General features: G+C 53.1%; 22 protein-coding genes, 1 pseudogene and 1 riboswitch. Of the genes and pseudogenes, 6 read left to right on the top strand and 17 right to left on the bottom strand.

Features of this window, described 5'->3' with window-relative positions; translation table 11 throughout:
• The first annotated feature begins 211 nt into the window (after positions 1-211).
• A complete protein-coding gene (locus XI25_RS15105) occupies positions 212-376 on the top strand; it encodes a DUF1328 domain-containing protein (protein ID WP_046679422.1) in 165 nt (54 codons plus the stop codon).
• A 148-nt stretch (positions 377-524) separates the two neighbouring features.
• Here the strand turns inward: XI25_RS15105 and XI25_RS15110 are convergent, their stop codons facing one another.
• Both XI25_RS15110 and nhaC read right to left on the bottom strand, forming a co-directional pair.
• A complete protein-coding gene (locus XI25_RS15110) occupies positions 525-1,100 on the bottom strand; it encodes a hypothetical protein (RefSeq protein WP_046679327.1) in 576 nt (191 codons plus the stop codon).
• A 69-nt stretch (positions 1,101-1,169) separates the two neighbouring features.
• Entirely contained in the window at positions 1,170-2,609 is a 1,440-nt protein-coding gene (gene nhaC, locus XI25_RS15115) for a Na+/H+ antiporter NhaC (RefSeq protein WP_046679328.1), read from the bottom strand.
• A gap of 289 nt (positions 2,610-2,898) precedes the next feature.
• Between nhaC and XI25_RS15120 the strand changes: the two genes are divergently transcribed.
• On the top strand, positions 2,899-3,309 hold the full coding sequence (locus tag XI25_RS15120) for a hypothetical protein (RefSeq protein WP_046679329.1): 411 nt from the start codon (positions 2,899-2,901) through the stop codon (positions 3,307-3,309).
• Positions 3,310-3,407: 98 nt separating this feature from the next.
• On the opposite strand, the gene XI25_RS15125 is transcribed toward XI25_RS15120, so the two are convergent.
• A complete protein-coding gene (locus XI25_RS15125; protein WP_046679423.1) occupies positions 3,408-4,280 on the bottom strand; it encodes a cation diffusion facilitator family transporter in 873 nt (290 codons plus the stop codon).
• A 273-nt stretch (positions 4,281-4,553) separates the two neighbouring features.
• On the opposite strand from XI25_RS15125, the gene XI25_RS15130 reads away from it, so the two are divergent.
• Complete coding sequence (locus tag XI25_RS15130; protein WP_046679330.1) at positions 4,554-4,739, top strand: hypothetical protein; 186 nt, start codon at positions 4,554-4,556, stop codon at positions 4,737-4,739.
• A gap of 126 nt (positions 4,740-4,865) precedes the next feature.
• Here XI25_RS15130 and tatC read toward each other — a convergent pair whose 3' ends face one another.
• From tatC to XI25_RS34695, 9 genes are all read right to left on the bottom strand, one after another.
• Positions 4,866-5,630, bottom strand: a complete 765-nt coding sequence (tatC, locus tag XI25_RS15135) for a twin-arginine translocase subunit TatC (RefSeq protein ID WP_082112379.1) — start codon at positions 5,628-5,630, stop codon at positions 4,866-4,868.
• A complete protein-coding gene (tatA, locus tag XI25_RS15140; protein WP_046679331.1) occupies positions 5,587-5,808 on the bottom strand; it encodes a twin-arginine translocase TatA/TatE family subunit in 222 nt (73 codons plus the stop codon). Before tatA ends, tatC begins: the two co-directional genes overlap by 44 nt.
• Before the next feature lie 53 nt (positions 5,809-5,861).
• A complete protein-coding gene (locus XI25_RS15145) occupies positions 5,862-7,487 on the bottom strand; it encodes a PhoX family protein (RefSeq protein ID WP_046679425.1) in 1,626 nt (541 codons plus the stop codon).
• A gap of 195 nt (positions 7,488-7,682) precedes the next feature.
• Positions 7,683-9,311 (bottom strand): ABC-F family ATP-binding cassette domain-containing protein, encoded by a 1,629-nt coding sequence (locus XI25_RS15150; RefSeq protein ID WP_046679332.1) that lies wholly within the window; start codon positions 9,309-9,311, stop codon positions 7,683-7,685.
• Positions 9,312-9,612: 301 nt separating this feature from the next.
• Complete coding sequence (locus XI25_RS15155; protein ID WP_046679333.1) at positions 9,613-10,614, bottom strand: MBL fold metallo-hydrolase; 1,002 nt, start codon at positions 10,612-10,614, stop codon at positions 9,613-9,615.
• 99 nt (positions 10,615-10,713) lie between these two features.
• Entirely contained in the window at positions 10,714-10,824 is a 111-nt protein-coding gene (gene cydS, locus XI25_RS36905; protein ID WP_442950397.1) for a cytochrome bd oxidase small subunit CydS, read from the bottom strand.
• Complete coding sequence (locus XI25_RS15160; RefSeq protein WP_046679334.1) at positions 10,821-11,852, bottom strand: cytochrome d ubiquinol oxidase subunit II; 1,032 nt, start codon at positions 11,850-11,852, stop codon at positions 10,821-10,823. The genes cydS and XI25_RS15160 overlap by 4 nt, the downstream gene beginning before the upstream one ends.
• Positions 11,849-12,757 (bottom strand): cytochrome ubiquinol oxidase subunit I, encoded by a 909-nt coding sequence (locus XI25_RS15165; RefSeq protein ID WP_442950402.1) that lies wholly within the window; start codon positions 12,755-12,757, stop codon positions 11,849-11,851. Before XI25_RS15165 ends, XI25_RS15160 begins: the two co-directional genes overlap by 4 nt.
• Positions 12,723-13,202 (bottom strand): cytochrome ubiquinol oxidase subunit I, encoded by a 480-nt coding sequence (locus tag XI25_RS34695; protein ID WP_442950398.1) that lies wholly within the window; start codon positions 13,200-13,202, stop codon positions 12,723-12,725. The genes XI25_RS15165 and XI25_RS34695 overlap by 35 nt, the downstream gene beginning before the upstream one ends.
• 343 nt (positions 13,203-13,545) lie before the next feature.
• Here XI25_RS34695 and XI25_RS15170 point away from each other — a divergent pair, with 343 nt between their 5' ends.
• Both XI25_RS15170 and XI25_RS15175 read left to right on the top strand, forming a co-directional pair.
• Positions 13,546-14,679 (top strand): virulence factor, encoded by a 1,134-nt coding sequence (locus XI25_RS15170; protein WP_046679335.1) that lies wholly within the window; start codon positions 13,546-13,548, stop codon positions 14,677-14,679.
• A gap of 93 nt (positions 14,680-14,772) precedes the next feature.
• Positions 14,773-14,964, top strand: a riboswitch (Lysine riboswitch).
• A 116-nt stretch (positions 14,965-15,080) separates the two neighbouring features.
• Positions 15,081-16,529 (top strand): amino acid permease, encoded by a 1,449-nt coding sequence (locus XI25_RS15175; RefSeq protein ID WP_046679336.1) that lies wholly within the window; start codon positions 15,081-15,083, stop codon positions 16,527-16,529.
• A 313-nt stretch (positions 16,530-16,842) separates the two neighbouring features.
• Here XI25_RS15175 and XI25_RS15180 read toward each other — a convergent pair.
• From XI25_RS15180 to xylA, 5 genes and pseudogenes are all read right to left on the bottom strand, one after another.
• Positions 16,843-17,397, bottom strand: a pseudogene (locus XI25_RS15180) (GNAT family N-acetyltransferase); the annotation flags it as partial.
• Between the two features lie 81 nt (positions 17,398-17,478).
• On the bottom strand, positions 17,479-18,621 hold the full coding sequence (locus XI25_RS15185; RefSeq protein WP_046679337.1) for a transglutaminase domain-containing protein: 1,143 nt from the start codon (positions 18,619-18,621) through the stop codon (positions 17,479-17,481).
• Between the two features lie 150 nt (positions 18,622-18,771).
• Positions 18,772-21,204 (bottom strand): PepSY domain-containing protein, encoded by a 2,433-nt coding sequence (locus XI25_RS15190; protein WP_052759617.1) that lies wholly within the window; start codon positions 21,202-21,204, stop codon positions 18,772-18,774.
• Positions 21,205-21,420: 216 nt separating this feature from the next.
• On the bottom strand, positions 21,421-22,917 hold the full coding sequence (xylB, locus tag XI25_RS15195; protein ID WP_046679338.1) for a xylulokinase: 1,497 nt from the start codon (positions 22,915-22,917) through the stop codon (positions 21,421-21,423).
• A 96-nt stretch (positions 22,918-23,013) separates the two neighbouring features.
• On the bottom strand, positions 23,014-24,330 hold the full coding sequence (gene xylA / locus XI25_RS15200; RefSeq protein ID WP_046679339.1) for a xylose isomerase: 1,317 nt from the start codon (positions 24,328-24,330) through the stop codon (positions 23,014-23,016).
• A gap of 241 nt (positions 24,331-24,571) precedes the next feature.
• Here xylA and XI25_RS15205 point away from each other — a divergent pair, with 241 nt between their 5' ends.
• Positions 24,572-25,738 carry an ROK family transcriptional regulator gene (locus XI25_RS15205; RefSeq protein ID WP_046679340.1) on the top strand — a complete coding sequence of 389 codons (1,167 nt, stop codon included), beginning with the start codon at positions 24,572-24,574 and terminating at the stop codon, positions 25,736-25,738.
• Positions 25,739-25,840: the final 102 nt, after the last annotated feature.

Below are 25,840 nucleotides of genomic sequence, written 5' to 3' on the forward strand. Positions count from 1 at the left end.
GACCTCACTTTCCAGTTGGTTTGTCTCGATAGTCATTGTTACCCTCTCCCTTCCGGCACGAAACAAAGCGATATGACCGTTTCCTTCCAGTACGGAAGCCTTGTTTCAAGCAAAAAGGTCCAGGTTAAAGAGAACTACAAGGGGCCGGAAATAACGGGCTTGCCCGTAGAGCCGCGGGAATGACAACTTTATGGAAAGCAGGGTGATGATGATGTTGAGATGGTCGGTCATTTTGCTGGTTATCGCGCTGATCGCCGGGATATTCGGATTCTTCGGAATTGTGGAGGCTGCCGCAAGCATCGCGAAGGTTCTCTTCTTTATCTTCCTCGTTTTGTTCGTGATTTCGCTCTTTACGGGTCGAAGAAGATCATTGTAATGGCCGCACGCAACCATAACCCGAACACATAGACGCAAAAAAGCCATCCGCTTCGGCGGATGGCTTTTTGGTTACCGGTCTAAACGGCTCCATTGCCCATTTTTCTGAATAGAAGAACAGCGTAAAGCCGCTCATTGACCTTTTCTTTTCACCACAATGACGGAAGAGACAGCCAGTCGATCTTGAAGGTCAGCCTCATGCCTTCCCCCAAAAAGTCCACTTTCCTCACCGTTATCATATCCGGGAGGTAATCCTTCATGGAGATTTCAATCGGCTCCAGCTTAAAGATGGAGAGCGGAACGCCAACTCCCCGAATGTGAGTGGAGGTATGTTCCAGATTCAGCAAGCTTCCACTGGCGGTCAACCGGAATTCGAGCTCCGCGCCAAAAGGAATGACCCCCCATTTTCCATTGACATCAGCGGTCATCCTGTCCCCGTTCATACGGAAGTCCGCGCCGGTTATATCCACGCCCAGGTCGTGGGTGCTCATGTATTTGATGAGATTTTTTTTGCTCATTTGCGCGACTTCCTCTTGAGTCAGTGTCATCCGAGGCTCCCGCGTTTCGATCATTTTAAGTATTTTCTCTTTAACATCGATGGAATGATACCTTAAATCGAGGTCCTTCGTCGGCAGAATAAACCAAATCCCCGCTCCGGCAACCAGTAAAATAAAAATAAGCAGGCCGAGCAGTATCCGTCCGCCTTTTCTCTTGGGGCGACTCATTGGGCATTCCCTCCTTTAAAACATATATTCTCAAGCAAATCGCAACGCCCGTCCATCCGGGTGCCCTTTCTACCTTGGGATATCCCGACCGTTACTATCCTTGGACGGGACGGATTTAAGGCCTAGCGTGCTACGTTTCAGTCCGGGCAGCAGCGCAAAGGCGAAGGTCACGAGCGGCGAAAGCCAGAGGAAAAACGCATAGGGCGCATATTCGAGTACCGGCAGGCCGATGGCCCCCGTCATCATCGCGCCGCTGACTCCCCACGGAATTAGCGGATTAACCAGCGTTCCGCAGTCCTCAAGCGTCCGTGACAGCGTCAATCGCGGGATGCTTCGCTTGTCATACTCGTCGGCAAACAGCTGTCCCGGAAGCAATATGGACATGTACTGTTCGCCGGTAATGGCATTCACGCCGATCGAGCTCAAGCCGCTGGCGACCACAAGAGACTCTTTGCTTCGGATCGGGGCGACAAGACGCTCGAACAGCGCCGGAATGACTCCGCCATACTGAAGAAGTCCTCCCATGCCGAAAGCGATAGCGATAAGCGCAATCGTTCCGGCCATCGACTGCAGACCGCCGCGATTCATGATGCGGGCCGTATCCTCTAGGGCAAAACTGCCCGAGAAGCCGTACTGCATAACGCCGATCCATTGGCGGATATCGGACGCATGCTGAAACAACGCCGCTATGGCCAGTCCCGAACCGATGCCGAGCAGCATCGACAGGGCGACAGGAACCCGCTTGAACGCGGCAATGAGCACGACCGCCAGCGGGAGCAGCGCCCACGGCGTAACATGGAAGCTCTGCCCGATATCGCGCTGAAGTGCTTCCAGCGCCTCCATGTCAGGCACGGAAGAAGAGCCGATCAGGGTGAAAGCGGCGCAGGTAAGAAGAAATGCCGGCACCGTCGTCTTCGTCATGTTTCGGATATGGTCCGGAATCGTCACCCGGGTAACGGCGGAGGCGAAGTTGGTCGTATCGGATAACGGGGACATTTTGTCCCCGAAACAGGCACCCGACACGACCGCCCCTGCCGCGATCGCGGGAGACACACCCATGGAAGCTGCCATGCCGACGAGCGCTACCCCGAACGTGCCGACCGTCGTAATAGAGCTGCCGACAAACATCGAGACGATGACCGTAAGCAGTAGCGCGCTCAAGGTAAACCATTGCGGCTGGAACAGGGACGTGCCGTAGTAGAGCAGGGTTGCTACCGTTCCGCTCATCATCCAGACCGCGATGAGAATGCCGATTAGCGTCAGCAGGAGGGCGGGCTGCACCGAAGCCTGCAATCCGCGTACGAAAGCGTGCTCCACCTCATCCCAGGACAAGCCGAACAACAGCAGGAAACCGGCAGCCGCAACGGAAGCGGCGATCAGTGGGATATGCGGCTCTGCGTGCCATCCCAGAATCGGGATAATGAGAATAAGCAAAATGGCAAAGAAAATCGTAACGCTCTGACCGAACCCGAGCCTCTTATGGCCGTCGGCGCTGGTGGATAAACTCATAGTTGACAACTCCTTGAATATAAAAAGAAACCGTAAACGCTCGTCCCAAAGTATATATGAAACCGATCGCCTTGTCACGAAGGCAGGCTGCTTTTGAACTTCAACGCCGCGCCTATTCGTAGTCTCGTAGCAATAGGGCTTGCCTAACGCAAGCAGAAACGGCTAATATAAAATTTAGAAAAAATAACCGGTAAATTGGTTCATTTTACCTTTCCGGTGGTTATATCCATATAGCTAAGTCATTTATCCACTTCAAGGAGGAGTCTATTCATGAAAAAAAACGCTCAGCGTGACAGCCGCACTCGGAATCGCATTATCATTCACTGCGGCAGCATCGGCCGACCCGGTTCAAACCGATGCTGCAACTACTACCACCACCACAACCACCACTCCAGCGGTGGAAGCAACGACGACAACCACTACCACTCCGGCAGTGGAAACAACCTCGACCACAACGCCTATACCGGTAATTGACGGGCCAATCATAAAAGCGGACGAGGTGGTTCTCAACCCGACGAGATTGATTGAGCTTGCGAAAAGCACCTACTTCTACGACATGCCGAACGGAAAACCTCTGGGTACCCTTGGTTCGCAAAAGGTGGATACAACAGGCAATGAGGCCCCGGGGGTTATTGGCGGTCAATGGATCGAAGTTTATACATGGCTTGGAAAGGCATGGATTTACCTCGAAACCGAGTAGAATGGAATTATCGTCCTATCCATGGACAATTTCGCTTTCAATTACGCAGCAAAAAAGGACCGCAGTTATGCGATCCTTTTTTTGTGCATGTATTGACGTCAAGGCTCTTCCTTGGGCTCGACATGGACATGGACATTCATGATATTGTGCTTTTTCACCATCCGCTCCTCGATCGAATCGCTGATCCGGTGCCCTTCGATGATACTCAGCCTCGGATCGACCTCAATCACGACATCCACGAGCACATGATTGCCATGAATGCGAGCTTTCATGTCCTTGATCCCTTCCACGCCCGGCGTACGGGCGATCGTGCTGCGGAAATCGAGTAGGCGTTCCTCATCAAAGCCATCCGTCAGGCTGTGCGTGCTCTCCCTGAATATTTCCCAGGCTGTTCTGCATATAAGCAGGCCGACCGCAAGCGCTGCGACCGTATCCATCCAGGGCAGCCCAAACTGTGAACCAACGATGCCTACGACTGCCCCGACGCTGACGAACGCATCCGACAAATTGTCCTTCGCTGCGGCCATGAGCGCCTGATTGTTGATTCGACGGGCTAATCCCGAGTTATATTTATAAACGCCAAGCATCGCCAAGGCACATACGCCTGCCACACCGGCCGACCATAAATCAGGCGTTTCCTTGCTTCCTTCAAAAAATGAACCGACCGCCTCCACCAGCACCTGAATGCCGACAACCGCCATAATGAATGAGGCGATAAGAGCCGCTACCGTTTCAGCCCGGAAATGCCCGTATGCATGATCCGAATCCGGCGGTTTCCGGGATATTTTAAGCCCGATCAAAACGGCAACCGAAGCCACGATATCGGTCAGGTTGTTGAAACCGTCGGCAAGCAGCGCGCTGGAAGCGAATATGTAGCCGCTGACTAATTTGAACGCAGACAGAACCAGATAAGCCGCAATGCTGATCCAGGCCCCGCGTTCTCCCTTTTTAATATCATCGTATACGTTCACCGAGTACGTCTCTCCTTTGCTGCTGTGCCTCTCTTTCAAGGCCCCATCCAAACTTCTTTTCCTATCCTAGCAAAGGCATACCTTGTGGGTCTAGAGAAACCTTGTGGGTCTAGAGAAACCTTGTGGGTCCTGCGAAATGTTGTGAGTTTGGCGAAAATAAGTTGCTCCGGGTCAAGATGTGGGGCCGGATCGAATATATTTATTGTTACCCTTGCCGCGTGATTTAAAAACGAATAAAATGAGGACAACTGATACTCCGAGGGGGAAGCCGTCATGTCGGAAAATAATGAGCCGCGCAAGGTCAATCTGGCCGATGCCATTCGTCAAAAGCTCGAGCAGAAAAAACAGCAAAACGCATCCGGAAAACCGGGCGCTTTTCAGCCGGGCACCACGCAAAAAATGAAAAGCCAAAACACCAAAAAGCCGAATAACCAGCGCCGCCGTACCGGTGGTTCATAGTACTTCATCACTAAAAATCCGCAACGGGGCGATCAAGAGTTTATCCTTGATCGCCCCGTTTTGGGTTTTAAAGCTTTTATAAATTTATCGTTTCATCATACTTTATCCATAGGTTCTCCAGCTCTGTCAGTTTTCCGCGCGGGACAGCCGCATCTGCTTGTGATAAACGGCTTTGGAAATCGTTACGCTGATCTCATACAGCAGAAACAGCGGCACAATGACGATCAGATCCGACATGATGTCCGGCGGCGTTACGGTGACGGCAATAATGCAGAGCAGGAAATAAGCCATCTTGCGGGCTTTCGCCAGCCGGTTCGGATTGACGATCCCAAGCTTGGTAAGAAATACGATGATCGCCGGCATCTCGAATAAAAATCCGAACGGTACGGTCATGTGAATCATGAACGTGAAATACTTTTGGGCCGTATACATGGTAAGGAATTCGCCTTCGGCCATTTGCTCCATGAACTGCAGAACCATGGGAAACAGCACGAAATAACCGAAGCATATGCCGATGACGAACAGCAGACTGATTACAGGAATGAGCAGCAGCGCGGAGCGGTGTACTCCGCCCGGCAAAGCCGGCTGCACGAACTTCCATGCCTGATAGGCAGCCACGGGAAGCGTTACGGTTACCGCCACGACCCCTGCCAGAATCATGTACACCCACACGACTTCGGAAGGGCCGAGCAGGACAAGCTTTTTGTCCATATCTCGGACAACCCAATGATAAATATCCTCGACATAGATCAATGCAGCCGTCATCGCCACGACGAACGCAATGAGCGTGCGGATGAGGCGCCTCCGCATTTCTTCCAGATGCTCAATCGCGCTCTGATCGTTCGGATCAGCCGTGCTGCTTATTTGCCGAAACAGCAGTTTGCGGAACATCTTCCTTGTTTTCTTTCTCGTCGTCACCGTTCACCAAGCCCCGCGTTGCGCCTTTAAATTCGCTTAACGTCCGACCGAAAGCCCGTCCAAGCTCCGGAAGTTTGGACGGCCCGAAAATAATCAATGCGATAATCAGGATGAGGATTAATCCTCCGATTCCGATGTTGCCAAATGGCATGACCATCGCTCCTTTCCATTTGAGTGTGTTGACCCTATTGACGCTGCTTTGGTTTAGTCCAGCTTGAATCCGCTAATGGCCACGACGGCGCAGCGTGCCATCTTCTCCCCTTTGCGGTGAGGCCAAGTGCTGGTCGGCCGGCTCAAATCTTCGGTATTCTCGCCGGGATGCTGGACCGACAGGAAGAGGGTCTGCTCGTCCGGGGTGAAGAACGGGCCGGTAAGCTCGCTTTCCACCGGACCGGAGGCAAACTGCAGGGCTACTCCCTTCTCAGGCCCGCTCGTCGGGATGACAAACAGTCCGTTATTCATGAACGATTTGTGGACGCCTTTGTTCTGGCTGCTGCTTGAGATGTCGGTTACGACCCAAAGATCGCCGTTTGAATCAAAGGCCAGGTTATCAGGCGAACTGAATCCCGACTGACGGCCGCCTGCAGCGAAAATCTCAAAATCAAACTCCATTGCCCCAAGATCGTTCCCGGCTTCAAAAATACGCGTAATATGCCCGTGAATGTTACCGTGCTTGTCGTTATTGGTATGGCAGACAAATACCGTGTTGTCAAAAGGCGAAATTTCGATATCCTCCGGACGGTCCGTCGGTGTGCCGCCAACCAGCTGAGCGGCTTCTTGGCAGTAGGTTACCACGTCTCCCTGAGACTTGAACTTCGCTTTGAGCTTGGCATCATCCGTTTCCGCCTTGGCAACCTCCTCCAACGTGACCGGCTGCCATTTTCCCGCTTTCAGGTTGGCAACGTACAGGGTCCCCTCTTCAAGCAGGGCCGAGTTGCCGCGGCCTTTCGTTTTGTCGTACTTATTCTTGCTGATGAATTTGTAGACGCATGCGTCCTTCTTGTCATCGCCCATGTATACAACGACGCGTCCGTCCGACGCCAGACCCATCGCCGTATTCTCATGATTGAATCTTCCGAGCGCAGTATGCTTTTTCAGGAAGGATTTATCGAACGGATCGATCTCGACGACCCAGCCGTAATGCGTCTCCGGCAAGCCTGATGCGGCGGCGGTATCTTCAAAGTTCTCTTCGCAGGAGAGAACCGTATCCCATAAGGTAACGCCTCCGGAACAGTTCGCAAACGTGCCCGTGGCCGTGGTTGCTCCTTTCAGGGCAGGGATGCCTTTGGCCGGTCCCGTGATATCGAATTTCGTAAAGCCGTTAATGCGGCGGGCGTAAGATGACCGTGTATCCATTTTCCAAACGCCGTTTTCGTCGCGATAAACTTCGATGACGGACATGCCTTGGTAATACAGGTTTTTTTCAATTTGCTCCGCAGTCATTTTGCCGTCCTTGACGGGACCGATCGAAAATATCGTGGAATATTCGTGATTGTTAACGAGAAGCCCCCGGACATTCGAGCCTTTAAGCGGGAAAAATGCATTGTAATCGGAGCCGGAGCCGAATTTCTCGCCAGCGGAGTTGATCACGTCGTCAAATGCCGCTATGACATCGTATTTAAAATTTTTAGGCAGAATGAGTTGGTCTGCGCTGGAAGGTTCAATCGGGTCAAAATGGCCGCTGACACGGTTCGTTTTGAACCCGAATAAATGATTTGCCGTTCCGGACATCGCCGAAGCTTTGCCGTCCAGAACGCCCAGGCCGGCGGAAGCCGCTGCCAGAGCCGTTGCTCCTGTTCCCAGATAAGAAAGAAACGTCTTGCGATCCATCGTTTTACTCAAACTAACCCACCCCTAATTCAATATTGTCATCAAGGACAGCATAATATTGAATTGTTAAGCAGGTATCATCACCACCGGGCGATTTGTAAAATTAAAGTAATAATGGATCGGAATGTTGTGGAAATTAAAAACTGCCCTTTGGAATATTACATTCCTCATGGGCAGTTTTTCGGTATATCTCTTTTATTTGGCCTCTACCGGATACATGCTTTCCCGGAGGGCTTTGATTTCCTCGCTCTCCAGATACTCATCGTAGCTCATCACGCGGTCGATGATGCCTTTCGGCGTAATTTCGATGATCCGGTTCGCAATCGTCTGGATGAACTGATGGTCATGGGATGTGAACAGAATGGTTCCGTCAAAGTCGATCAGTCCGTTGTTCAGCGCCGTAATGGATTCGAGATCCAAGTGGTTGGTCGGCTCGTCGAAAATGAGCACGTTCGCGCCGTTCAGCATCATTTTGGCCAGCATGCAGCGGACCTTCTCGCCTCCGGACAGCACGCTGGCTTTTTTCAGCGCTTCTTCGCCGGAGAACAGCATGCGTCCCAGGAAGCCGCGCAGGAACGTTTCGTCCTGGTCGTTGGAGTACTGGCGGAGCCAATCCACCAGATTCAGATCCACCCCGTCAAAGTATGCGGAGTTGTCTTTCGGGAAGTAAGCTTGGGTAGTCGTTACGCCCCAGCTGTACTCGCCCGCTTCCGCTTCGGTTTCGCCGGTGATGACCTGGAACAGCGTTGTCTTCGGCAGGCCGTTCGGTCCCACAAACGCAATTTTGTCGCCTTTGTTGACAACGAAGCTCACGTTGTCCAGTACCTTCTCGCCCTCAGTGCTCTTCGTGATGCCGTCAACCGTCAGCAGCTGTTTACCCGCTTCGCGCTCAGGCTTAAAGTTAAGGAACGGATATTTCCGGTTGGAAGGACGAATGTCGTCCAGCGTAATTTTATCGAGCTGCTTCTTACGCGAGGTCGCTTGCTTCGATTTCGAGGCGTTCGCCGAGAAACGCTGGATAAAGGCCTGAAGTTCCTTGATCTTCTCTTCTTTCTTCTTGTTGGACTCCCGCTGCAGCTGGAGTGCCAGCTGGCTGGATTCATACCAGAAATCGTAGTTTCCGACGTACAGCTGGATTTTGCCGAAGTCGATATCCGCGATATGGGTACATACCTTGTTCAGGAAGTGACGGTCATGGGATACGACGATGACGGTGCCTTCGTAATCCATCAGGAAGTTCTCCAGCCATTGAATCGACTCAAGGTCCAAGTGGTTGGTAGGCTCGTCGAGCAGCAGGTTGTGCGGACGGCCGAACAAAGCCTGGGCCAAGAGTACGCGGACTTTTTCGTTGCCGCTCAGTTCCGACATTTTCTTATCGTGAAGTTCGCGCGGAATGCCGAGGCCGATCAGGAGTGCAGCGGCATCCGGTTCGGCATCCCAGCCGTTCAGCTCCGCAAATTCGCCCTCCAGTTCGCCGGCGCGCATGCCGTCTTCCTCGGAAAAATCGCCTTTGGCGTACAAGGCGTCTTTTTCCTTCATAATCTGGTAAAGTCGCGCATGGCCCATAATGACCGTCTCCAGCACGGGATACTGGTCATATTCATAATGGTTCTGCTTCAGCACCGCCATCCGCTCGTTCGGTGTCATGTGAACTTCGCCTTGGTTCGGCTCGATTTCACCGGACAGGATCTTGAGGAATGTCGATTTGCCGGCACCGTTGGCACCGATCAGACCGTAACAGTTACCCGGGGTGAATTTTATATTTACATCTTCAAATAGTGCTCGTTTGCCATAGCGGAGCGTTACGCCGCTTGTACTGATCATTAAGCATTACCATCCTTTTTTAATACTATTAGTTTCAGCACATTATAGCACAATACGCCCTTTTATCGTAGCTTTGAGACCAAAAACGTCAGAACTGCGCATTGGGAGCCCGAAAAGACCGAACATGCGGTTTTCGAATGTTGGGTTTCGTTTTATCGGAAACGCTTCGTACTCGCCGCTGCCGAAAAAATACGCAAAGAAATAACCGGACCAGCAAGAATAGATTCCTTACCGAGTCCGGTTACTGTTTTTACGGGTGATTCGTGTTTACCGGCATAAAAACCGGCGGCGTTCATCTTGGTCAGGACGTCACGCTTCTCCGCTCAGGCTGGACTTTAAAGGTCTCGCCGTACTTGAGAACCCTAATCTGCTCCTCCCCGATCCCGAGCCGTCTGCGCTCGGCCTCCATCCGTTCCAGCGCCTCCTGCGCCGTATCGTCGGCAAGCTTGAACGTTCCGTAATGCATCGGGATCATCGTTTCGGCCTGAACATCGAGGAACGCCTGCAAGGCCTCTTCCGGATTCACGTGCTGCGATGTCATGAACCATTCCGGTTCATAGGCCCCGATCGGCATGAGCGCGACGTGAATATTAAACCGCTTGCCGATATCCTTGAAGCCCGGGAAATAACCGCTGTCTCCCGCAAAATAAAGGTTAGGGGGAAGCAGACGGTCAGAATCGCTCTTCTTCCCGGCTTCATCTCCCTCCTCCCGCTTGATTTCCGGTTCAAGCACAAATCCGCCCCAATGCGAGGTGTTCGTATCAAACGGAGTGCGCCGCGTCCAGTGTTGTGTCGGCACAAACGATATTCTAACGCCTCCGACCGTCGTCGATTCCCACCACTGCAGCTCCGTAACGCGCCGGAAACCCTTCCTGATCATTTTTTTGCGGAGTCCAGCCGGAACGATAATCGTGGTTTCGGTCCGGTAGAGCTTGCGGATCGAAGCGATATGCAGATGGTCGTAGTGGGAGTGGGAGATCAGGATGATATCCAGCGGCGGAATGTCCGTGATCGGAATTCCGGGCTCCCCGAAACGTTTGGAAAACGCCATCCGCTTGGCCCAAACGGGATCCGTTACGATGTTCAAACCTTCGTACTGGATGAAAAACGTGGCATGACCGACCCAGGTAACGGAGGTTTCGTGCCGGTTAGCGTGCAAATAGTCGAGATCAGGGTCCAGATTCGGAATGACGTAGGAGTAGTCCTTTTTCTTTTGCCGCCGTTCCTCACGCCACTGCCTGAACTGTTTCAGCGTTTTATCCGTATTGACATTATCAATGTTGTGATAGCGGACTCTTGGCATTCCCGCGCTCCTCCTTCCATTACCATATACTTTACCCTATTTTTCAATAACCTCTCAAACGGGACAAGGCATTCTCCGTTTTTGGATGAACAATTCATCTTATTCGGAGGGGTCTTTATATTTCATCGTATAAACAACCAAAAAAACAATGGAGGCCGCTACGGCCAGCATCGGCGCAACGAAAATATCGAAATCCTCCAAGCCGTTCACCCCTTTTTGGCAGATTCGCCGCGAACATAACGCGCGTCAAACAGAAAGAGCTTCAAAAGCAGGACAAGCGACGGAACAAGCACAAGCAGGCCGAGAACGAATGCACTGATCATGGCAACCGCCATCGTGTCATTGGTAATGCTTTCGTGGATGCTGATTTGCTTATACAGTACATAGGGCAGATGGGAGCGGCCGTAACCATACCAGGCAAACGCAAATTGCAGGATGACCATGATGAACGACAGCCCAAGCCGCTTTCTTTTCCAGACCAGATATACCGCCGCGAGATAGCATAAGAACGAAGCGATAAACATCCAGGCCATATCCAGCATCGCTTGAAAATGCTCGGGATTCTGCCGGTTGATCTGGAAAAAAGCGAGCAGCGATGCCAGAATCGTCGGACCGCTCCATATAAGCGCATATCCCCGCACAACGCCGAAAGCCGCCTCATCCCCGGCCCGGTTCGCATAATAGGACAGAAACATGGACGAGATATACAGCACGCTGACGAGGGCCAGCAAAATAACGGACCACGTATACGGATTCATGAAGAAACTGCGCCAGTCCAGACCCACTTTCCCGCCGGACACGTATATGATGCCGCCTTCGGAAATCGCCAGGATGGTTGACAGCGCCGCTGGAATTAGAAGCCCCGTCGCGCCGTACAGCGCCATATAGATTTTGTTGTGCTCCTTTTGGCTGCCGTATGTATTATAAGCGTAATAGGCGCCGCGCAGCGCAAGCAGCACGGTTGCAAGACTCCCCGGCACGAGCAGGGCGGTACCGTAATAGAAAGCCGCATCCGGAAAAAAGCCGACCAGCCCCACCACGAAGAAGATAAGAAACACGTTGGTTACTTCCCATACGGGCGATAAATAACGCTGAATGATATTGTGTATCTTGTTCTCATGTCCGGTCAACACGCTGTAAAAGCTGAAAAAGCCGGCACCGAAATCAATGGACGCAACGATTAAATACCCGAACAGGAACGTCCAAAGGACGGATATCGCCACCACCCCGTAACTCATTGACCGCTCCCTCCCTTCCCTTGTAATCCGAGCAGCTTCATCTCTTCCTCGGCGCTTTTGTTGCGGAACAGCCGGCTGAGCACTTTGATCGCCGATACCGACAGCACCAGATATAAAATGATGAACAGCAGCAGCATCCATCCCACGTTCGGAGAGGTTGTCGCCGCTTCGGACACCTTCATGTATCCGCGCACGATCCAGGGCTGGCGGCCGATCTCGGCCAAAAACCATCCCAGCCATATCGCAACCATGGCCGTCGGGCCGAGCGCCAGGATGCAGACGAGCAGCCATTTGGGATAAGGCTTTTTGCCCGGGAGCTTTTTACGGAACATGTACAAAAGCGGAATCAACACCAGCAGAACGCCGTTCGTCACCTTTAAATCGAAAAAATAATGAATCATCAGCGGGGGCCGCTCCTCCTCGGGAAACTCATTCAGTCCGATGACTTCCGTATTGGGACGGTTTCCCGCCAAAATGCTGAGGGCGTAAGGAATTTTAAGCGCATATTTAATGTCGTGGTTCTCATCGATCAATCCGCCGTAAATGAGCGGGGCCTCTCTCATCGTATCGAAATGCCACTCCATGGCAGCCAGCTTTTCCGGCTGGTATTTAGCCAGGAATTTTCCTGAAAAATCCCCAATGGCCACCGTGGTCACGGCGAATACGAATGTGGAGATGACCGTAAGCTTCAACGCCTTTTTGAAATAAACGCTCTTGCTCCCGCGCAGCAAGCTGTAAGCGGCAATGCTGGCCAGAGCCGCCGCGCTCGTGGTATAAGCCGAGGCCAACACATGGCTCACCTTGGTCGGCGTGGCCGGGTTAAACATGGCAACGAACGGGTTGACGTTCGTAAACATCCCGTTAACCAGCTCAAACCCCTGCGGCTGATTCATGAACGCATTCATGCTCGTAATAAAAAAAGCGGAAGCGGAGGCGCCGATCGCCACGGGAATCAAAAGCAGCAAATGGGTGAATTTGTTTTTGAAGCGATCCCAGGTATATAGATATATTCCCAAAAATATGGCCTCCACGAAAAAACGCGAAGGTTTCCATAAACAGCGGGAGTGCGATCGCCTTGCCCGCCACGCGCATGAAGGTCGGCCACAGCAGACTGAGCTGGAGGCCGATCGCCGTTCCCGTCACGACGCCGACCGCTACGGTAATGACGTAACCCCGTGCCCACCTCCGGGCCAACAGGGTATAATGCCCGTCACCCGTATGGACTCCCCGCCATTCGGCCAAAGCCAGCATGACCGGGATGCCGACTCCGATCGTAGCCAGCACAATATGAACGAACAGCGTAACGCCGGTCAATATCCGGCTCATCATTACAGGATCCAGGGAAGACATCCGGTTCACTCCTATCTATCCAAAGTAACGCATGTAACGGATACAAGCCTTAACCGCCGCGTAGAGCATAATCGCCGCCGTAACAAAACAGACAACGGCCAGTTTTTTTTTCCTGTTTTATATACATGCCGTATGGTCTCCTTTGACGTTAACCGATGCAACTTGGAAAAAGGCTTCCGATATCTCATCTACAGTTTGACAATCCCTTCCTCTTTTTATCCGGGATATTGAAAAAAAAACGATCCTTGCTCGATTTCGTGCAGGGGTGGAATTGGATTGGGTTTTTTCCGTCCTGGAAAAGAGGTACAATAGGAAGGAATGACAAGGAGGTTGAGGATGATATATGAAAATAACGTTTATCGAGCCTACCCCGAGTCCTAACACCATGAAGCTTCATCTGGATGAGTCGCTGGAACCCGGGATTCGAAAAACATATACGTTGGATAATGAACGCTCCGCACCGGGATGGATCCGTGAGCTGCTTCATATTCCGGGCGTGAAGAGTTTATTCCATACCCTAGACTTTATCGCACTCGACCGAAAAGGAAACGCCGACTGGCCTTCCATTCTTGGGGAGGTGCAGGAAAAATTCGGACAGGAAGGCCTGAAGACAGGCTTTGACGATAGCGAAAATGACGGAGCCGGATTTGGCGAAGCCCAGGTCTTTGTTCAGCTGTTCCGAGGCATACCGATGCAAATACGCGTAAAAGGCGAAGGCCGCGAGGAACGGATTGCCCTTTCGTCCCGTTTTACCCAGGCGGTAACGGAGGTCGCTTCCACCACCCTGATCAAGGAACGGAAGCTGAAGGATTATGGCGTTCGCTACGGCGAGCTGGAGGAGATCGCCCGCGAGGTCGAGCAGGAGCTGGAAGCGGCGTATCCGCAGGAACGTTTGGATAAGGTCGTGGCCCAGGCGATTGCCCATGGGCAGGACGAGGAAGAATTCGTGGAGCAGCGCCGCAAGCTGACCGACGCGGAAATGCAGGCTGCCATGGAGGATCCGGACTGGCGGGTGCGCTATGCCGCTCTGGACGTGCTGGAGCCATCCGAAGCCCACATTCCTCTTCTGAGGGCTGCGCTGAAGGATCCGAAGATGCAGATCCGCCGCCTGGCGGTGGTGTATCTTGGCGATCTGCGTACGCCGGAAGCCATGGAGCTTCTGTACGAAGCGATGTCCGACGATACGCCGGCCGTACGGCGTACAGCCGGGGATACGCTGTCCGATATCGGCGACGCTGCGGCAACGCCAGTGATGATGGCGTCCCTTAAAGACAGCAGCAAGCTTGTTCGATGGCGCGCTGCCCGCTTCCTCTACGAGGTTGGGACCGAGGAAGCCCGTCCTGCGCTGGAAGAGGCCGCGCAGGATCCGGAGTTCGAAGTGAGCCTTCAGGCCCGGATGGCCCTGGAACGGATTGAATCCGGCGAGCAGGCTGCCGGTACCGTATGGCAGCAGATGGCCAAACGTTCACGAAATTAACATTCAATGTCATAAATAACCATTGATTGTGCCGCGAAAAATGCTATATACTTAGACTCGCTTACAAACCGAATAGTAGTAGCCTCATCATTCCGATGAGGTAGAGGTTGCGAATGTGATCAGTAAACGTGCCGAGGTGAAGAGACACCGATGACGCACGCTGAAAGGCACCTTCGCCGAAGTGGACGGCTGCGCTCTAGCTCCGTCTGCTGGGCCCGTTTTCGAAAGGAACGGGACTGTCACGGGGACGAATCCTTGCGCTTCCCGTGTTGCGCTATCTTCATGAAGGTATGATGCGGTATTTTCAGGGCCGCAGTGTATACTATACTGCGGTCCTTTTGCGTTTACCCCATGAAACGGTTTTATATATTACTTTTCCAGAAAGAAGGAGTGAAAACTTCATGAGCCGCAAAAAAGCACCTGCGACCTCACTCAAACCAAGTTTTAAAGCCCGCCATATGACCATGATCGCCTTGGGAGGCTCCATCGGAACCGGGCTTTTCCTCGCCAGCGGCGGGGCGATTGCCTCGGCCGGACCGGGAGGGGCATTGATCGCATATGCAGCTGTCGGGCTTATGGTATATTTTCTAATGACCAGCTTGGGAGAGCTGGCTACCTATCTTCCCGATTCAGGGTCCTTCAGCACGTATGCAACCCGCTTCGTCAGCCCGGCCTTCGGTTTTGCGGTCGGCTGGAATTTCTGGTACAACTGGGCCGTTACCATTGCCGCCGAGCTAGCCGCAGCGACGGTCATTATTAAATTCTGGTTCCCGGACAGCCCGTCCTTCCTCTGGAGCCTGTTGTTCCTGGGCATCATGTTCGGTCTGAACGTATTGTCGGCCAAAGGTTACGGCGAATCGGAGTACTGGTTTGCCATCATCAAAGTCGTTACCGTCATCATCTTCCTCATTATCGGCGTCCTGATGATTTTCGGCATTCTCGGCGGCGAAGCTGTCGGCTTCTCCAACTTCCACCTGGGCGGCGGATCAATGCACGGCGGATTCTTTGCCCTGGTTGGCGTCTTTATGGCTGCTGGTTTCTCTTTCCAGGGAACCGAGCTGATCGGCGTCGCCGCCGGTGAAAGCGAGAACCCGCGCCAAAACGTGCCTCGTGCCATCCGCCAGGTATTCTGGCGTATCTTGATCTTTTACATTTTTGCGATTCTCGTTATCGGCCTGCTTATCCCGTACACCCACCCAAGCCTGCTGCAATCGGGTGTCGACAATATCGGCGTCAGCCCGTTTACGCTTGTCTTCGAGAAAGCCGGACTTGCCTTCGCCGCTTCCGTGATGAACGCCGTCATCCTAAGTTCGGTACTGTCCGCCGGAAACTCGGGCATGTATGCCTCGACCCGCGTGCTGTATGCCATGGCAAAACAGGGCATGGCCCCAAAATGGCTGAGCCGCTTGAACAGCCGCGGCGTTCCTGTGCCGGCCCTCATCGTAACGGCATCCGTCGGCATGCTTGCTTTCCTGGCTTCCTTCTTTGGGGACGGCGTCGTGTACGTCTGGCTCCTGAACGCCTCCGGCATGTGCGGCTTCATTAACTGGCTCGCCATTGCGGTCAGCCATTACCGTTTCCGCAAAGCGTATGTGGCACAAGGCCGGGATCCGAAGGATCTGCCGTTCCGGGCACGCTGGTTCCCGTTCGGACCGATTTTCGCTTTCCTGCTCTGCATGATAGCCATTATCGGCCAGGGCAATTTCGGCGGGGAAACGGACTGGTATACGATATTTGCAACCTATATCAGCATTCCGCTCTTCCTTGCCATCTGGATCGGGTACCGTTTGGTGAAGAAAAGCCGCATCGTTCCCCTTCTGGAATGCGACCTGAGCACGAATGAAAAGTAGGCGCGGGAAATGATCGTTGCCATGCCGAAAAGCCGGCAGCTCCCCTCATCTATCGGGAGCTGCCGGCTTTTTTTTAGATATAAAGTATAAGCTTCAAAGACGCGGCTTCCGTATATCGCAAGAAAAACTTCCGCTATACGCGGTCTGGCTTCCGAGAAAGTACGTCGATAGACGTTTTTCTTTACATATATGGACGCTCCCACCTGGGTGACACATCTTTTCACGTCCAATGACCCTCGCTAAAGCCTCTTGGTCGCGAAATAACCAAGACATAATTATGATTGCGGAATTTATTGAAATGAATCATTTCTAAAATTAGGGGCATATCATTCGTTCGTCTTTTCCAAATCATGTGATCTGCCCCTTTCCCCCAGTAATCCTTCAGACAGTAATCGGGATCCCCCAATTTCTTCCTCCATATCTTCTGTGCATGCGCATATCCGCTATCCAAGCAAAATTCTTGAATCCCCTTATTTCGCAACGTTAGAAGCATGACATTTAACAGTAAAGTCCCTATACCCTGACCTTGGTAATCCGGATGCACAAATACGGTTCCTATCTCAAACCAACCATCCAATGCCCCGGGAACGCATTTTTTTAATGAGGTCGCTGACAGGGCCATATTCGATCGTTCCGACAATCTTTTGATTGCTTTGATCTTCGGCGATCCAAAAATATCGGTTCTCCCCATGGCTGCCAAAATCAGCTTCCAAATAACGTTTTTTTGCTTTCCGTCTCGCTGTTAATATCATCATGCAGCTCCGCCAAACCTTCGCTGGCAAAAGTATCATGAACGACTTTATAAAAAAAATTGATTCAGCTCCTCCTTGTCCTTTATTTTCGGCCTTTTGATTTCAACATGGTACATCCATCACCACTCCTTAAATAAGGCGATTATAAAAGGGATGCCCCTCGGGTCCATCGACCGCATAGAGGCATCCCTGTACATTTACCATGAAATATGAACCTTGAGATCATCCGTCTCCTCAAAAAGATGGAGATAGTACCGGATGGAACCGATACCCGCTCTGCGCTGCAAATCCTGAAGAACCTTCAACAGGTCGGTTTCCTTCCCGTCAAACCGGAATACCAGTTCCTTCTCCCCTGTCCGGTCGGCTGTCTTTACTTTGGGTTTCAAATCGTCGTAAGTACGGACAACCGCATTGTTTTCGTACAGGTGGTATTCCAGCTCTTTCATCAAAGCCCGGTATACCGCAGTTTTCGACGACTTTTGGGCTGCCAGCGCCTTTAGCGTGGTCCGGTAGGTCGTGTCCGCGGCCGGATAGGATTTGATCCACGTATGATCTTTGCTCATCTGGTCATCGCTTCGGAGGTAGTAAGTATAAGACACCGACCCGTCACGGTTAGGCACCGGATCATTCCATGTGGTATCGAGATGGTACCACTTCCCGTCCAGATGAACCAGATTCCAGGCATGAAGCTGGCCCTGGGGATTGCTCTCGGAGTAGGCGGTTCCTTCCACGATTTTGTTTTGGATTCCGGCCTCTTTCAGCAGCTTGTGCGTCAAAAGCGAATATCCCTGGCAGACCGTGCTTCCCGTACTCAATCCGTCATATGCCGTGTATTTTTGAAGAGACGTATCGTATTTCAGGTTCAGCACGACCCAATCGTTAATGGCCTTAACCCTTTCATGATCATTCATGCCCGGCTTGATTACGGTGCTTAAAATCTCCTTGACCCGATGGTTCACGTAGTCGGTCTGGCTTCCCGTTTCCCGGTATGTCAACCGTACCGTCACATCCGCGTAACTTGTCGTTCCCCGATAATCGTAGCTGTAGCTGGCTATCGTATAGTGAATATAAGGATCGCTGTCCATCGCCTGGTCCAGCGCCTCCTTGAGTTGCGTCTTAAGCGACTTGGTCTGGCCCTGGTATACAAAACGAACGGTCGACTCTCTTTTGTTCATGGCTGCAAGCAGCTTTTGCTGAATCGCCCCGACGGACTTGACGACCGCTTTATCGGTGGTGGCGTAAACATCGCCGGTTTCGACTGATTCGGGAACAGCGGCAATGGTTATGGCCAATGTTCCGAACAGAAGCAGCTTTACAATTACCGCCCGGTTTCGTTTCATGGTACACCCGCCCTTTCTCTTCCTCGTCGTTGCACGTTGCACATTATATTGTATCACATTAGCCCTGTGCCGAAAGCTTCTAGTTTTGTCGACGGGCACGGACAGCGTTAGCGGAAAACAGCCTAAGCTGCGCCGCGGATAAAGGGGGAATCACCAGGAATAGAATTCGTTCATAAACGAGTCGCTTTTTCCGGCCATGGCGGCCAGACGAACCAGAACCTCGGCCCCTTCGGCCCTTGTGACGATATGATCAGGCATGAACTTCCCGTCCACGACCGGCAGCAGGCCCAGCTTTACGGCGATGATGGCGGCGCCTCGGTTGATGACAGCGGACGAGTCGGATGCTCCCGGAACCGAATCAGCCGTTGTGAATGAACGGGCCAGCTTTTCATACTTCAGTATTTTCGTCAGCAGCTGGGACAATTCATCCCGTGTCAGCTTGCGTTCCGTGCTGAAGGAAGCATCGGGTTCATAAGGCAGCCAGTTTTGGGAGATCAGCATTTGAACGGCTTTATAGTATGGATTTTCCGGCTGCAGACTGCCGTACGGTTCCGTATTGTTTGCGGTGTCTTGGTCAAAGTACGGATTGAGCGCGCGGGCCACGAGCATATACCACTCGCCTGCCGCAAGCTCCAGATCCGGATATACCTTGCCGTCCTTATCCGGTACGAGCACGCCGTACTTCACCAGTTTATCCAGCGCTGCCTGCGACTTGTGTCCCTTGGTGTCGCTCGCTGCGGGATTCTCCTTCGCGTAGATTCCGGGGAGCGTTTCCCGCCACTCTCCGGTAACGGCATCCAGCGGCATGGAAACGCCGTAGTGCTCATCCTTGTTTTTACGGACAGGAGAATAGACAAGCTTGGTATAAAACGGCGTTGGTTCATGCTCGGCGGAATAAAAGCCGCCGAATTGCGCGAATTTGAGCTGCAGCTCCGTCTCTTTCAGATAGGCTGCCTTTGCCTCTTCGGCCGAAAGCTTCGGCTTGCTCGTAAGCGGCAGCTTGTTCAGGTCCGCACCGGAGGAATTGTAAAACTCCCGGATCTTGCCGTCCGCGCTAACCGTAACGGATACGGATTCTCCCTGGATCTTGACCCCGCCTGCATACCTCGTGAATCCAAAACCGTAACCCGGACTCGGCGATTTCTTACCCGGCTTGGAAATGCGGGTCAGCTTCCATTCCGCGGATGCGTTCGGTACGAGCCTGGATACGATATCCATCGCGGTTTGCTCCGCTTCCTTCGGCGTTACGGCTTTGACCGGCGGCTTGCTTTCCTTTGGCCCTCCCGGTCCAGGGTACGAATACGTATTATACGAATAAATTTGTCCGGTTTTTGCATTCACTTCAGCTGAGATCTGGTCGCCGGATCCGAATTCCGATTGAGCCGTGCTCCAGGCTATGTTCCATGACTTGGTTTCCTTGTCATTCCACCGCTGGCCCAGGGTTTTGGAATCGGCCTTATATTCCTTCGGAATGGCAAAATAGGATTCGACCCATTTTACCGCCTCATTGCCGCTTGTCAAAGGCTTGGAAGACGGCCGGAACGCTTTATTCGACTCCGGTACCGGAACCGGAGCAATACTCTCTTCTTGGTCGGGCTCACCCGCATAATTGATCTTTTTACCTGTTTCGGCATCCAGGGCAAGCAGGGAATGATCGCTTGGAAGATAAGCAAGGAAGTACGGTCCTTTCGATGTGCCGACTTGGGAGGTCGGCACATAAGCCAGCTCCACCGAAAAGTCTGCTTCATACTTTTCCCTTATCTGTTCAGCCGTGATTTCGGGCTTCGAGGATGCCGGTTTTACACTCATCTGCGTCCGGTTGAACGTGGTCAGATTCCCATAATGATCCAGTGCGACGTTGACCGTGTCCGCATCAGAAGGTACGCCGTCTACCGAAACATTGTAATAAAAATCATAGGAGACCGGACTGAACAACGACTTGATGGCACCCGTATAAAGCGTATTTTCGGTCAGTTCCTCCACCTTGATGCTTTTGACGTTCTGCCTGATCCACTCAAGCCCTTTCTTCCGGGCTTCTTCACGGCTTAATTCGGCTTCTTCCTCGCCCCCGGAGAGGGACAGCAAATGGCGCGGAAGATAAACGGATACGATCTCTCCCGTGACGGCATCGACTTTAGCGTTGAAGCTCGTTCCCATGCTCCCTTTCTGAATACTGAATTGAAGGTCCCAGGCCTTGAAGCCGGACTGCAAATGATCGGCTTCACGGTATTCGGCGCTTACGACCTTTGCCTTATTCAGCGCGGGAAACAGCTTTTTCACGACCTGTTCCGCCTGCTCGGAGGAAATTTTGGCCCCGTTCGGAATCTCCTGGCTTATCGCGGTCCCCATATTCTGAAGATCTCCCGCGGCTTCTGCTGCCTTGGCACCCGAGCGAGATTCTTCCCCCCATACCGGCTGTGCCAGGCAGAGTACCGCCGTAACGGCGCATACCGTAGATTTGACCAACTTTCTGCTCGCTTTGTTCTTCAATCCTTTCTCTCCCTTCACATGGCAGGACCATACCATGCTCTTACCCGCAGGCTGCTGTCGGGTTTGTTGGATATGACTCTGCAGCAAGGACATAACATGTCTCCCGTAAAAGACGCGAACGGCTATTTACCGAACTATCCGCGCCATTTCCATTTCGAATATATCATAAGATGCCTATTTATTCCTTATGCCCCCGGCCATGGAAAGATGCCTCGTCCTTTGCCCGAACGTCTCATAACAAGAAACAAAGCACATTCCCGTCGGCGGCAGGAATGTGCTCCGTGATGCGTACTGCTGTATTGTATTCCCTTATTGTCGAAAATCGGCCAATCGGGCGCTCAGGTCCCTTGTCGCCCCATACACCTCCTGGTATAAGGAAAACAGCCTATCGTACCGCTTTGCGGTTTCCTCATGGGGCGCATAGCGCTGCGCCGGCCGCAGGAACGAGGAAGCGCACGCCTGTAGGCTCGGAAACCAGCCGCAACCGCAGGCGGCCAGCATGGCGGCTCCCATCGCCGGTCCCTGCTCGCTTTCCAGTTTTACGATTTCGGCATTGAAAATATCCGCCTGCATTTGAAGCCAGCTGCCGTTCTTGGCTCCTCCGCCGATGGAGATGACGGTATCGATCGTTTTGCCCGATGCACGAAGAATGTCGATCGACTCCCGCAAGGAGAACGTGATCCCCTCTAGCACGGCCCGCGTAAAATGCGGAAGCCTGTGCCCCGCATCCATGCCGATAAAGCTGCCGCGGATATCCGCGTCCGGGTGGGGCGTGCGCTCGCCCGCAATATACGGCGTAAACAGCAAACCGCCGCTGCCCGCCGGGATATCGTCAATCCCTTCCAGCAGCTCGTCAAAGGTTAAGCCGGGTGCGAACGTCTTCTTGAACCAGTCCAAGCTGTACCCGGCCGCGAGCGTGACGCCCATAATGTAGTACGCGCCTTTCTGACCGTGATTGAAGAAGTGGACCTTCCCTTCAAAATCCGCCTCTTTGCGTTCCTCATAGGAGAGCACCACGCCGGAAGTCCCGATGCTGCACATCGTCCGGCCTTCGTCGAGAATGCCTGCCCCTATGGCTCCGCAGGCATTGTCCGCTCCGCCCGCAAATACCTTCGTTTCCGGCAGCAGGCCGGACAACTCCGCGATTTCGGGTAGCAGCGTACCGCACAGCTCATATGATTCCACCAGCGGAGGGCATAACGAGCAAGAGAGATTGAATGCAGCCAATATGTCCTTGCTCCACGTCTTCCCGGCCACATCCAGCAAAAGCGTGCCCGCCGCATCCGAATAGTCCGTAGCATACTCGCCGGTTAACCGGAAGCGGACGTAATCCTTGGGAAGCAGGAACTTGGCGGCCTGTTCCATGATCTCCGGCTCATTCTCCTGTACCCACAGTATTTTCGGCAGGGTAAAGCCTTCCAGGGCACGATTGCGGGCAATTTTAAGCAATTTGTCCCCCATCGCCTCCTCAATCCGTCGGCACTGATCGGTCGTCCGGGTATCGTTCCACAGCATGGCCGGACGCAGGGCGGCCCCTTCCGGATCGACGAGAACCAGACCGTGCATCTGTCCGGAGAAGCTTAAGCCCTCGATCTTTTCCGGCTCGACTCCCGACTTCTCCACAAGAAGTTTAAGGGCTTTTACGGTTTTGTCTACCCAATCCTCGGGACGCTGTTCGCTGAAGCCCGGCTTCGGCTGGCTCAATGGGTAGCCTTCCGAATGCTCTGCAACGACGTTACCGCCCCGGTCGACCAAGACTGTCTTCACGGCGCTGGTTCCCAGATCGACGCCGATTACATAGCTCATCTTTTGTTCCTCCAATTCGGATTTACCTTGCAGGGCAACGAATTTAATTAGCTGTGAACGATTGTTGCAACTGATCGTAATCGAGCGGCTTACGTCTTAGTCTGCAAGGATGTACTGGTTCAGGACCGCCTTCAGCATTTCCTGGCGTCCCGATTCGTTTTTGCGAGGATTTTCGTTGTTTAGGGCATATTCCGCAAGGGAAGACAGCGTCGCCCTGCCAGCTACGACATCCGCGCCGATTCCTTCGGTAAAGCTGCTGTAACGTTTTGCGATGAAGTCTTCGAAGACGCGGTCTTCGATCAGCTTCGCGGCGACTTTCAGCCCTTTAGCGTAGGTGTCCATCCCTGCAATATGGGCCAGGAACAGATCCTCAGGCTCGAAGGACGGACGGCGAACCTTGGCGTCAAAGTTTACGCCCCCGCGGCCGAGGCCGCCGTTCATGAGCACTTCATACAGTGTCAGCGTCGCATCGTAAATGTTCACCGGAAACTCGTCGGTATCCCAGCCGATCAGCATGTCGCCCTGGTTCGCATCGAGCGATCCGAGCATGCCGTTCAGGCGGGCTACGCGAAGCTCATGCTCAAAGGTGTGTCCTGCCAGGGTGGCATGGTTTGCTTCCAGGTTCAACTTGAAGTGCTTGTCGAGGCCGTATTTTTGAAGGAAGGCGATGGTTGTTGCCGCATCAAAGTCATATTGGTGCTTCGTAGGCTCTTTCGGCTTCGGCTCGATCAGGAATTGGGCGTCAAAGCCGATTTCCTTCGCATAGTCGACAGCCATTTGGAAGAAGCGGGCCAGGTTGTCGAGCTCCAGACCCATGTCCGTGTTCAGCAGGGTTTCGTAGCCTTCGCGTCCGCCCCAGAACACATAGTTCTCCGCGCCGAGGCGTTTGCCGACCTCAAGGCCCTTCTTCACTTGGGCCGCAGCATGCGCATATACATCCGCATTGCAGGTTGTGGCCGCTCCATGCATGTAACGCCGATTCGTGAACATGTTCGCCGTGTTCCAGAGCAGCTTTTTGTCAGTGGATTTCATGTACTGTTCAATCATGTCGACAATCGTGTCAATGTTTCCGTAGAACTCGCGCAGGCTATTGCCTTCGGGAGCGATGTCTACATCGTGGAAGCAGAAATACGGAAGGTTCATTTTTTCCATAAACTCAAAACCGGCCTCCACGCGGGCTTTCGCAAGGTCCATGCCGGAATATCCGGCCCAAGGACGAACCGCCGTTTCTGCCCCAAACGGGTCGGAGCCCCCGGCGGTCAACGTATGCCAATAGGCCATGGCAAAACGAAGATGCTCCTCCATTGTCTTGCCGGCCACCATTTCAGCAGGGTTATAAAATTTAAACGCATAAGGATTCGTGGATTGGCTGCCTTCGAATTCGATGTTGCCAATGTTGTTAAAGTAGGCCATGAGAACATCCTCCCTGTTCCTGATTTAAAAATGCGGTTATCGCTTACAAAGCTATCCTAGCACACCCCCCTAACTTTGTCTATTGGTTAAACAAAGTGTGCGGGACTGGCTTTCGTCACGTTTGTTTTCACGGTAAGTCGCCTGAAACGAGAAAGGTCCTCTTTGTTGCATTTTCCGTTTTTTACGCCTAGACTATGGGAGATATCTCCCAATTGAATCCCACTTTTGAAGGATGATTAATATGACTGCGATTACCGGTGATCAAGCGCTGGTTAAAAAAATAAATACGTCGATTATCTTGAACACGATTATCCGCTATGGGCCTCTTTCCCGTGCGAGGGTATCCGAACTGACCGGACTCAACAAAGCAACGGTCTCCAATCTGGTGCAGGAGCTGTGCGACCATCATCTGCTAGAGGAAATCGGCCCCGGCGAATCGAGCGGCGGCCGCAAGCCGCGGCTTCTGCTGTTTAACGGCAAAGCCGGTTGTGCCGTAGGCGTCGAGCTTCGAATCACGCAACTGGTGGCGGTGCTCACGGATCTGGAAGGAAAGATTATGGCCGAAGAGGAGCTTCAGCTGGACAAGCATGACGTGCCTTATGTGCTCGAGGCCTTGGTGCGAGCCGTGAACAGCTTGATGAGGCTTGCCCCTCCATCGCCATACGGCGTCGTGGGCGTCGGCGTCGGGGTTCCCGGCATGGTCGACGAGAACGGGACCGTCTTGTTCGCTCCGAACCTGGGCTGGGACATGGTCCCGCTGCGCCAGCTTCTTCAAGATGAGGTCGGCGTGCCCGTAACGGTCGACAATGAGGCAAATGCGGGTGCGCAGGGCGAGCTGCGCTTCGGGGCAGGGCGCGACGCGCGGCACCTGCTGTACATCAGCGCCGGAAGCGGCATCGGCTCCGGCATCATTATAAACGGCGAGCTGTATAAAGGCGCACGCGGATACGCAGGAGAAACCGGCCATATGACGATCGAGGCGGACGGCAAGGAGTGCTCCTGCGGCAACCGCGGATGCTGGGAGCTTTACGCCTCCGAAAAGATGCATGACCTTGCCGGGGATAGCCTTCCTTCCCGCCGTACGTCCGAGCTTATACGGCATGCGGAGCAAGGCGATGCCTCCGTGATCGGGCATTTTTCGGAGATGGGCCGTTACCTTGGCATCGGCATCACGAATTTGGTCAATGGCTTTAACCCCCAGCTTGTCGTCATCGGGGGGCCGCTTTCGGATGCCCGGGAGTGGATCGGGGGCACGATGGGGCAGGTCGTTTCCAAGCGGACGCTGCCTTATCACCGGGAGCGGATGGAGATCCGGTTTGCCGGGCTTGGCAGCCGCTCAACCGTGATTGGCGCGGCCTATTCCGCCGTATCCCAGTTCCTTGGGCCGGTTCGTGTCTCCGCCTTGTAAACTGACGTAATTTCGCCTTATTTTTTTGGGACAGATTAAGGAAAATCCGGAGGGGTTCCGCTATAATAAATGTCATAATGTGATCTATATCACTGTGGAATG

It is taken from the genome of Paenibacillus sp. DMB20 (assembly GCF_000987955.1).
Classification (GTDB): Bacteria; Bacillota; Bacilli; order Paenibacillales; family Paenibacillaceae; genus Paenibacillus_AQ.

Coding starts and splice junctions, on each gene's coding strand:
- XI25_RS15105 (WP_046679422.1), top strand. CDS start 212: ATGTTGAGATGGTCGGTCATTTTGCTGGTTATCGCGCTGATCGCCGGG.
- XI25_RS15110 (WP_046679327.1), bottom strand. CDS start 1,100: ATGAGTCGCCCCAAGAGAAAAGGCGGACGGATACTGCTCGGCCTGCTT.
- nhaC (WP_046679328.1), bottom strand. CDS start 2,609: ATGAGTTTATCCACCAGCGCCGACGGCCATAAGAGGCTCGGGTTCGGT.
- XI25_RS15130 (WP_046679330.1), top strand. CDS start 4,554: ATGTCGGAAAATAATGAGCCGCGCAAGGTCAATCTGGCCGATGCCATT.
- tatC (WP_082112379.1), bottom strand. CDS start 5,630: ATGTTCCGCAAACTGCTGTTTCGGCAAATAAGCAGCACGGCTGATCCG.
- tatA (WP_046679331.1), bottom strand. CDS start 5,808: ATGCCATTTGGCAACATCGGAATCGGAGGATTAATCCTCATCCTGATT.
- XI25_RS15145 (WP_046679425.1), bottom strand. CDS start 7,487: ATGGATCGCAAGACGTTTCTTTCTTATCTGGGAACAGGAGCAACGGCT.
- XI25_RS15150 (WP_046679332.1), bottom strand. CDS start 9,311: ATGATCAGTACAAGCGGCGTAACGCTCCGCTATGGCAAACGAGCACTA.
- XI25_RS15155 (WP_046679333.1), bottom strand. CDS start 10,614: ATGCCAAGAGTCCGCTATCACAACATTGATAATGTCAATACGGATAAA.
- XI25_RS15160 (WP_046679334.1), bottom strand. CDS start 11,852: ATGAGTTACGGGGTGGTGGCGATATCCGTCCTTTGGACGTTCCTGTTC.
- XI25_RS15165 (WP_442950402.1), bottom strand. CDS start 12,757: ATGAATGCGTTCATGAATCAGCCGCAGGGGTTTGAGCTGGTTAACGGG.
- XI25_RS34695 (WP_442950398.1), bottom strand. CDS start 13,202: ATGTCTTCCCTGGATCCTGTAATGATGAGCCGGATATTGACCGGCGTT.
- XI25_RS15170 (WP_046679335.1), top strand. CDS start 13,546: ATGAAAATAACGTTTATCGAGCCTACCCCGAGTCCTAACACCATGAAG.
- XI25_RS15175 (WP_046679336.1), top strand. CDS start 15,081: ATGAGCCGCAAAAAAGCACCTGCGACCTCACTCAAACCAAGTTTTAAA.
- XI25_RS15185 (WP_046679337.1), bottom strand. CDS start 18,621: ATGAAACGAAACCGGGCGGTAATTGTAAAGCTGCTTCTGTTCGGAACA.
- XI25_RS15190 (WP_052759617.1), bottom strand. CDS start 21,204: ATGTCCTTGCTGCAGAGTCATATCCAACAAACCCGACAGCAGCCTGCG.
- xylB (WP_046679338.1), bottom strand. CDS start 22,917: ATGAGCTATGTAATCGGCGTCGATCTGGGAACCAGCGCCGTGAAGACA.
- xylA (WP_046679339.1), bottom strand. CDS start 24,330: ATGGCCTACTTTAACAACATTGGCAACATCGAATTCGAAGGCAGCCAA.
- XI25_RS15205 (WP_046679340.1), top strand. CDS start 24,572: ATGACTGCGATTACCGGTGATCAAGCGCTGGTTAAAAAAATAAATACG.